Source organism: Pseudoalteromonas sp. MER144-MNA-CIBAN-0113, from assembly GCF_040308965.1.
GTDB classification, from domain to species: Bacteria; Pseudomonadota; Gammaproteobacteria; order Enterobacterales; family Alteromonadaceae; genus Pseudoalteromonas; species Pseudoalteromonas tetraodonis.
The window spans coordinates 1-365 of the sequence record NZ_JBEOOG010000227.1 but is presented as its reverse complement, the minus strand read 5'-3'; the positions used below and the strand labels follow the sequence as shown (position 1 = coordinate 365).

The 365-nt window shown below is 38.6% G+C and carries 1 pseudogene; it reads right to left on the bottom strand.

Annotated elements, in window-relative coordinates:
* Nucleotides 1–365: pseudogene (locus AAEY57_RS19490) on the bottom strand (TonB-dependent receptor); the annotation flags it as partial.

The window sequence follows — 365 nt, the reverse complement described above, 5'->3', positions numbered from 1 at the left end:
ACGCTGAGTACGCTTTGTTTTCACCATAGTTTGTAAACTCTAGTGAATATGGCAACTCGTTTACTACACCACCTGTTAATGCTGGCGTTAAAATATTAACGCTACCATCATTATTAATACAAGGAACACCTGAGCCCAATACACCTAAGCAATTTAAGAATATAGACTCCTCTGTACTAAATGGAATACGCTGGCTACCATCTTCTTCAAAGTAACTCACACCAAAAATACTAGTAAACTTATTCTGCGTATAAACAGCGCGTAATTCTTGGATAAATTGATCGCCCTCAGCAGCTTCTGCAAATTCTAAAAACCATGCCTGCGTACCATCAGCATCAAACACTTCTAAAGAGTCAAAGTTACGC